At 34.0% G+C, this 7,748-nt stretch carries 8 protein-coding genes; 6 read left to right on the forward strand and 2 right to left on the reverse strand.

Annotation, left to right across the window (positions count from 1 at the left end):
- Together P8M54_RS08870 and P8M54_RS08875 are read left to right on the forward strand one after the other, a co-directional pair.
- Positions 1 to 1,031, forward strand: a 1,031-nt coding sequence (locus P8M54_RS08870; protein WP_300287357.1) for a prolyl oligopeptidase family serine peptidase, incomplete at its 5' end; no start/stop codon positions are given.
- Between the two features lie 84 nt (positions 1,032 to 1,115).
- A complete protein-coding gene (locus tag P8M54_RS08875; RefSeq protein WP_300287359.1) occupies positions 1,116 to 2,066 on the forward strand; it encodes a phosphoribosylaminoimidazolesuccinocarboxamide synthase in 951 nt (316 codons plus the stop codon).
- 75 nt (positions 2,067 to 2,141) lie between these two features.
- Here P8M54_RS08875 and P8M54_RS08880 read toward each other — a convergent pair whose 3' ends face one another.
- On the reverse strand, positions 2,142 to 2,798 hold the full coding sequence (locus P8M54_RS08880) for a fused MFS/spermidine synthase (RefSeq protein ID WP_300287370.1): 657 nt from the start codon (positions 2,796 to 2,798) through the stop codon (positions 2,142 to 2,144).
- A gap of 71 nt (positions 2,799 to 2,869) precedes the next feature.
- Between P8M54_RS08880 and P8M54_RS08885 the strand changes: the two genes are divergently transcribed.
- Positions 2,870 to 3,430: a 1-acyl-sn-glycerol-3-phosphate acyltransferase gene (locus tag P8M54_RS08885; protein ID WP_300287360.1), complete on the forward strand. Its 561-nt coding sequence runs from the start codon at positions 2,870 to 2,872 to the stop codon at positions 3,428 to 3,430.
- An 89-nt stretch (positions 3,431 to 3,519) separates the two neighbouring features.
- Here P8M54_RS08885 and P8M54_RS08890 read toward each other — a convergent pair whose 3' ends face one another.
- Positions 3,520 to 3,981, reverse strand: coding sequence for a helix-turn-helix transcriptional regulator (locus P8M54_RS08890; protein WP_300287362.1), 462 nt, complete (start codon positions 3,979 to 3,981; stop codon positions 3,520 to 3,522).
- A gap of 309 nt (positions 3,982 to 4,290) precedes the next feature.
- On the opposite strand from P8M54_RS08890, the gene P8M54_RS08895 reads away from it, so the two are divergent.
- The 3 genes from P8M54_RS08895 to P8M54_RS08905 all read left to right on the forward strand — a co-directional run.
- Positions 4,291 to 5,445, forward strand: coding sequence for a M14 metallopeptidase family protein (locus P8M54_RS08895; RefSeq protein WP_300287364.1), 1,155 nt, complete (start codon positions 4,291 to 4,293; stop codon positions 5,443 to 5,445).
- 78 nt (positions 5,446 to 5,523) lie between these two features.
- Entirely contained in the window at positions 5,524 to 6,003 is a 480-nt protein-coding gene (locus P8M54_RS08900) for a winged helix-turn-helix transcriptional regulator (protein WP_132109674.1), read from the forward strand.
- A gap of 100 nt (positions 6,004 to 6,103) precedes the next feature.
- Positions 6,104 to 7,748: phosphoenolpyruvate carboxylase (locus P8M54_RS08905; RefSeq protein WP_300287368.1), on the forward strand; the 1,645-nt coding region annotated here is incomplete at its 3' end.

A 7,748-nucleotide genomic window follows, 5' to 3' on the forward strand; every position in this document is an offset into this window, starting at 1 on the left:
ATTTAACAACAACGACTATTCATCCTGGAAATCGAAATTTTTACAAATTGGCTGTAGCCGATGCTAAACTACAACCGATATTAACAAAAGACGGTGCCTATGAAACCAGCTTGTCTCCTGATGAGACCAAATTAGTATTCCGCTATTCTTATAAAAATAAACCTTGGGAATTATTTGTGGCAGACAACAAAATGAATCCTGTTCAAGAACAAATTACTTTTTCGACAACTCCTGAATTTAATGCCTATCCTTGGCGCAGCCCTGACGTAATCAGTTTTAAAGCGCAAGATGGTACTATGGTCAATGCTCGATTGTATAAGCCCGAAAGCAGCAATGCCAATAAAGCGGCGATTATCTTTGTACACGGCGCTGGATATTTGCAAAACGCACACAATTACTGGAGTACCTACCACAGAGAATACATGTTTCATAATTTGCTAACAGATGCAGGTTATACGGTTTTGGATATTGATTACCGCGGTAGTGATGGTTATGGTAGAGATTTTAGAACTGGGATTTACCGTTTTATGGGCGGAAAAGATTTATTAGATCAAATTGATGGTAAAAAATATTTAGTAGACAATCTAAATATTGATGCCGGTAGAGTAGGAATTTACGGTGGTTCGTACGGTGGTTTTATTACGCTAATGGGAATGGTAACCACTCCCGGGGAATTCAAAGCGGGAGCTGCTTTACGATCAGTAACGGATTGGGCTCATTACAACCATGGATATACAGGGAATATTTTAAATTTCCCAGAAACGGACCCTTTGGCCTACAAAAAAAGTTCCCCTATTTATTTTGCGGATAACTTGAAGGGTGAGTTGCTTATGTTGCACGGAATGGTAGATAATAATGTGGAATATAAAGACATTGTGCGCCTTTCGCAGCGTTTCATTGAACTTGGAAAGAAAAACTGGACTTTGGCCTCTTTCCCAGTTGAAGCACATGGATTCAAAGAAACCTATTCTTGGGTAGATGAATACAGCCGAATTTTAAATTTATTCAACAACTCACTATTACAAAAATAGTTAAAAGCAACGCAGAAAAAGGAAGTTAGTATTTTGCGTATCTTTACTAAAAACCTACTTTTGCCAAAACAATAACACACAACAATGAATACAATTACAACTACTAATTTTACATTTCCTGAACAAAAATCGGTTTACCGTGGTAAAGTCAGAGAAGTTTACAATATCAATGACGAATTATTGGTCATGGTGGCTACAGACAGGCTTTCGGCTTTTGATGTGGTTTTACCAAAAGGGATTCCGTATAAAGGTCAAATTCTGAATCAAATTGCAACTAAATTCATGGAATTAACAGCCGATATCGTCCCGAATTGGCTCATTGCAACTCCGGATCCCAACGTTGCTGTTGGTCATTTGTGTGATCCTTTTAAAGTCGAAATGGTTATTAGAGGCTATTTGTCAGGTCATGCCGCAAGGGAGTACGCTCAAGGCAAAAGAACGATTTGTGGAGTAACAATGGTCGAAGGGCTGAAGGAGAACGATAAATTTCCGGAGCCAATTATTACGCCAACGACCAAAGCAGACAATGGAGAACATGATGCGGATATTTCTAGAGAAGCAATTTTATCTAACGGAATAGTTACCGAAGAAGATTACCTTGTTCTTGAAAAATATACACGTGCCTTGTTTCAAAGAGGAACAGAGATTGCAGCTAGTAGAGGATTGATTTTAGTGGACACCAAATACGAATTTGGTAAAACAAAAGAAGGTAAAATCGTTTTAATCGATGAAATTCACACACCGGATTCGTCTCGTTATTTTTACGCAGAAGGCTATCAAGAGCGACAAGATAAAGGCGAAGAACAAAAGCAATTATCTAAAGAATTTGTTCGTCGTTGGTTGATTGAAAATGGTTTTCAAGGACAGGACGGACAAGCAATTCCAGAGATGACTGAGGCGTATATAGAGTCGGTTTCAGAAAGATACATTGAATTATATGAAAATATTCTAGGTGAAAAATTTTTAAAAGCCGATATCGCTAACATTGATGATCGCATAGAGAAAAATGTTATCAGCTACTTAGCTACAAGATAAAAATAGAATACCAATTATGAAAAAGCTGCAATGATTACAATTGCGGCTTTTTTATGTGTTGTAATTTGACAGCTTTTAGAGCGCCACGCTTTCAATGATAATAAGCTCATTATGTTGTTCTACTCTGGGCAATGTTCGCATGCTAAAATGAGGCTCCTTAAAATCAGCCAAGTATTTTTTGTTGCGAAAACTATTAGGCTCGTCCAGAATCATGGTATTAAAAAGAACAAAACCCTTTTGCTTGAGCAAAAAGCAAATTCGCTTCGTAAAGAAGGATTCAAATAAAAAGGCTGGCATAGTTGTGTCTTGAAAAATATCAATTAGAATTAAATCATATTTTTTAGTTGTTTTCAGCACAAACTCAAAAGCATCATCTATAATAATTTGAAGATTCGGAATCTCATTTAGTTTAAAATGCTCATTGGCAAGGGTAATAATTTCGGCATCGATTTCAACACCCGTTATTGCTCCTGTAAACTTAATATCTTCTACTAGCGTTTTAATCACACTGCCTCCCGCCACACCTAGAACGAGTATTTCGTTCATTTGTTTGATTTTTTCAAAGCCAATATTCTCCAAACCATATTTTAAAATACGTTGTAAACTTCCGTACGAATAATTGGTATTTGCTGAATCTAAAACTAATTCGCCATTAGCCCAAGTCACTTCAAGTGTCTTGCTAATAGCTGATTTAGTGCTATATATGTTTATTGGTAAAAAATAACTTCCTATTTTTTTAGCATAGAATCAGATTTATTGAAAAATAAGGTTTAAATTATATATTTTGCATCAAAATTGCAAATATGAAGAAGCTTATCTATAAATTTATTTTCTTTAGACTCATGGGCTGGAAAATTGTTGGAACCATCGATCCCGCTTTGAAAAAATGTGTGATGATGGTCATGCCACATACCAGTGCTCACGATTTTTACTTAGGTATTTTCACAAGGGGAATTACGGGCCTAGAAATGAATTTTGTAGGCAAAAAAGAGTTATTTCGTTTTCCACTGCGTTCGTACTTCAAGTTCATGGGAGGAGAACCCTTAGATCGATCCGGCGGTTTAAACAAAGTAGATGCTATCGCTGCCATTTTTGATAAAAAAGAAACATTCAGGTTGGCGGTAGCTCCTGAAGGAACCAGAGACAAAGTAAGTACGCTTAAGACAGGTTTTTATTACATAGCTTTAAAAGCCAATGTTCCTATTGTTCCCGTAGCCTTTGATTTTGGTAAAAAAGAAGTAAATCTAGGACGTCCTATCGCTCCAACAGGTGACCTTGAAAACGATTTGGCAGCACTTTTAGAACATTATAGAGGTGTGGTTGGTAAAATTCCAGAGAAAAGCTATTGGGTCCCTGAAAAATAAAAACTTATTATATTTCAGGTTTTCTAAAGTATTAAAAGCAGCTTGCATCATCGAATGTGATATATTGTCCGTAAAAGTAGCAAGTCCATTTAAGGAACATAACTTTTAAAAGTTCCGTTTTTATAAAAGATTACGATCTTTTCGATTTCATTTTTTTCATTGTTGGTAGCAGGAAATGAATTTGCAATGGCTGCTATTTCAATTTCTGCTGCTGGAGTATTACTTTTTTCTTTTGCATTTTCGCTGAATAAATTTCCTATCTCATTTTTGTCAGCTGCAACCGTTGGAGTAGCGGGAGCTAATTTCTCAGGAGTGGCTTCTTCATTTTTAGGAAAGTTTCCTTTTCCATTCAAAATCCAATACAAATCTACATCAGGGAAAACCTCTAAAATTTTCAGAATAAAATCAAGACTTGGCTTATTTCTACCAGAAAGTAGGTGAGACAAGCTAGAGCGTTGTACGCCAATTTTGTCGGCAAAACCAGAGGCATTTAAACTGTAGTAGTCTAAGATAATCTCCAAACGTTTTATGAAATCTTCTGTGTTTACCATTGTAAATTATTTTTTTATTTCAACTGTTACAAATGTAATTAAAAAAGTCCGAAACTACTATATTACAATTGTAAATTATTAAAATAGGGAATAATAACAATAAGTAATGGTTAATATAAGTAATCATAAAGCATTGAATAGTAAATACATACTACTTAACAATAAAATGGGTAACAATTGTATACAAGCTATTGTACTTAGTTTACTTTAAACCTAGAAATAGTGTTTACATTTCTAAAATATCGATATTTTTTACTGTTTACATTTGTAAATATAAAGATGTTTACTTTTGTAAATTAATAATTAGATATGAATTTCGAAGCATTATTCACTGACAACAAGGACCAATCTATTAGCGGGAGATACGTAACTTTAGATTCAATTGAACCTATTTTAAAACGATTAAATACTAACAATCAGCTTTCCGTTATAGGCGAATCGGTTTTGGGCAAACCTATTTATAAATACCTCATTGGGACAGGAAATATAAAAATTTTACTATGGTCTCAAATGCATGGAAATGAAAGTACCACTACGAAAGCCTTGTTTGATTTTTTGAATTTGCTGCACTCTAAATCGGATTTAGCTACTAAACTGCTAGACCGTTTTTCTTTTTGTTGCATTCCGATGCTAAATCCAGATGGTTCAGAATTGTATACTAGAGAAAATGCCAGTAAAGTAGATCTGAATCGAGATTCTCAGGACCTCACACAACCCGAAAGCAGGGTTTTACAAGCTGAATACAATTCGTTTAATCCAGATTATTGCTATAACTTACATGATCAGCGTACCATTTTTGGAGTTAGTGATACTGGGAAAACTGCAACATTATCTTTTCTAGCACCTTCCTATAATGCCGCCCGTGAGGTAAATGCATCACGTTTAAAAGCAATTAATGTCATAGTAGCGATTAATGAGGTGTTACAAGAGCTTATTCCGGGACAAATCGGACGTTTTGATGATTCTTTTAATATCAATTGTATTGGGGATACTTTTCAGTATTTGGGAACGCCTACTATTTTATTTGAGGCAGGACATTTTCAGGATGATTATCAGCGAGAGCAAACAAGGAAATATGCATTTGTCGCATTGATTTCGAGTTTTCTAGCAATTTACGAAAACGATATAGTTGTTAATAGAATTGACGAATATTTGAATATTCCTCAAAATAATGCTGTTTTTTATGATTTTATATATAAAAAGGTTAGAATTAATTATGATGGTATCGAAAAAATAACGAATTTTGCATTGCAGTATAAGGAAGAGTTAATTGAGAATATGATTACTTTTAACGCTTATTTTGTAGAAATTGGTGATTTAGAAGGTTACTATGGTCATTATGTGTATGATGCGAACGAAGCGTTGTATTCAGATGATGAAGATGGTTTTCCGAAATTAGGTAAAAAAGCCAATTTTTATTTAAATAAAAGTATAAAAATTGTTAATGGTTTGATAATAAAGTAACTTTTTTGATAACTTTGCCTTTTTTATGTATATTTTTATACTGCAACACAACTAAATAATAATGTTAATTAATGAAATATGAGTAAGTTCCGTTTAGATGAAGTAGATCACCAAATTTTAGATATGTTGATTGATAATACGAGAGTTCCTTTTACAGATATTGCAAAAAAACTGCTGATCTCTGCTGGTACCGTACACGTTAGGGTTAAAAAAATGGAGGATGCTGGGATTATTATGGGATCTTCATTAGTTCTTGACTATGATAAATTAGGGTATTCTTTCATCGCTTATGTTGGTGTTTTTCTAAACAACACATCTCAAACTAAGTTTGTTTTACAACGTATTAACGAAATCCCATTTGTAACGGTGGCTTCTGTGACAACAGGAAAATTTAATATTTTCTGTAAAATTAGAGCTAAAGATACCAAGCATGCTAAAGACGTAATCTTTATGATTGATGATATTGAAGGTGTTTATAGAACTGAAACTATGATTTCTCTTGAGGAAAGTATTAACGACAAAAAGCGTTTGATGCACACGATCTTTAAAAACATGTAATTTACTTGAATGCTATATTTATGTAATATAACCTCAAGTTAGTTCTTGAGGTTATTTTTTTACACCTATTTTAACTACCACTAACCAACTACAACACCTCATGTATACTTTACCTAAAATCCAACGTTTTAATGAAAACGTGCTCTCTAAATACAATATTTACAATAGTGTATTTATTACGCTACCTTTTGATTCTATTGATAATACAGGGGTTTTACTTCCTTTATTTACAGAAGTTTGTGAAAAAGGATTCAAGCGATCACAGACGCCAAAAGAAATTATGGATTATTTTTCCAAAAAATATTTACAGTCCGATGATGAGAAGGATAAAATAGATTTGATGTTTCGTTTTATTCAATATATCGAACGCCAAATTGTTTTATTTGATGCCGTTGAAGATGCTGCTTTTCCTATTGTAAACAATATGGAAGGTCGTGGGTCGTTGCGCGATATAAAAGAAAAAGCCGAAGCGAAAGGGAAAAAGGCAGAACTTATTGCGTTTTTAGAAGATTTTAATGTTAGAACAGTGCTTACAGCGCATCCTACTCAGTTTTATCCAGGGTCTGTTTTAGGAATTATAAACGATTTAACTGATGCTATTCGCGGAAATAATTTATTGAATATCAAGGAACTTTTAGCTCAGCTAGGGAAGACGCCTTTTATAAAGAATGAGAAACCCAATCCCTTTGATGAAGCAGTAAGCTTAATTTGGTACCTCGAAAATGTTTTTTACCATACTTCGGGTGATATGGTTCATTACTTGCAGAAAAACGTGTTTCAAGGCGAATCAATTCAGAATGCATTGATCAAATTAGGTTTTTGGCCAGGTGGAGATCGAGACGGAAATCCTTTTGTGACAACCGAGATAACATTGAAAGTAGCAGAGCGTTTGAGAACCTCTATTTTAAAGTGTTATTATATAGAAATACGAAATTTAAAGAGAAAGCTAACTTTCTATAATGTAGATGTTTTAATTACGGAACTTGAACACAAACTTTACCGTTCTGTGTTTTATTCAAAGGGTGATATTTTCATTACTTTAGAAGAATTTAAGGCGCAATTAAATAAGATTAAAACCATTGTTGTAACACAGCATCAATCTCTTTATTTGGATCAATTGGAAGCTTTAATTATTAAAGTAAATCTATTTGGTTTCCATTTTGCTTCTTTGGATATTCGTCAAAACAGTAAAATTCATGATCAAGTTTTCAAAGATATTTTTGATTTTTATGTAAATGCGGCGGTTGCCGTTTTTCCATCAAACTATTACGAGTTGACTGAAACCGAAAAATTTGAGGTTCTTGCTACGGTTTCGGGTAAGTTAGATGCTGCTAATTTCTCTAATGAAATTACAAAATCTACTATTGAATCCATTCAATCTATCAAGATAATACAAGAAAACAATGGTGAACTTGGCGCCAATAGATATATCATAAGCAATAATGAAAGTGCTTTAAATGTAATGGAGACTTTTGCTATGATTCGTCTATGCGATTGGGAAACTCCTACTGTTGATGTGGTGCCGTTATTTGAATCCGTTGATGATTTGATGAACGCACATACCATTATGGAGCAATTGTATACGAACCAAGCGTATTTTAATCATTTAAAGGCAAGAGAAATGAAGCAGACCATTATGTTAGGTTTCTCTGACGGAACTAAGGATGGTGGTTACCTAATGGCGAATTGGAGTATATACAAGGCCAAAGAGGAATTGACGGCAATTTCTAGAAAATATGGCGTTA

The organism is Flavobacterium sp. (genome assembly GCF_029242675.1).
Taxonomy (GTDB): domain Bacteria; phylum Bacteroidota; class Bacteroidia; order Flavobacteriales; family Flavobacteriaceae; genus Flavobacterium.

Coding starts and splice junctions, on each gene's coding strand:
- P8M54_RS08875 (WP_300287359.1), top strand. CDS start 1,116: ATGAATACAATTACAACTACTAATTTTACATTTCCTGAACAAAAATCG.
- P8M54_RS08885 (WP_300287360.1), top strand. CDS start 2,870: ATGAAGAAGCTTATCTATAAATTTATTTTCTTTAGACTCATGGGCTGG.
- P8M54_RS08890 (WP_300287362.1), bottom strand. CDS start 3,981: ATGGTAAACACAGAAGATTTCATAAAACGTTTGGAGATTATCTTAGAC.
- P8M54_RS08895 (WP_300287364.1), top strand. CDS start 4,291: ATGAATTTCGAAGCATTATTCACTGACAACAAGGACCAATCTATTAGC.
- P8M54_RS08900 (WP_132109674.1), top strand. CDS start 5,524: ATGAGTAAGTTCCGTTTAGATGAAGTAGATCACCAAATTTTAGATATG.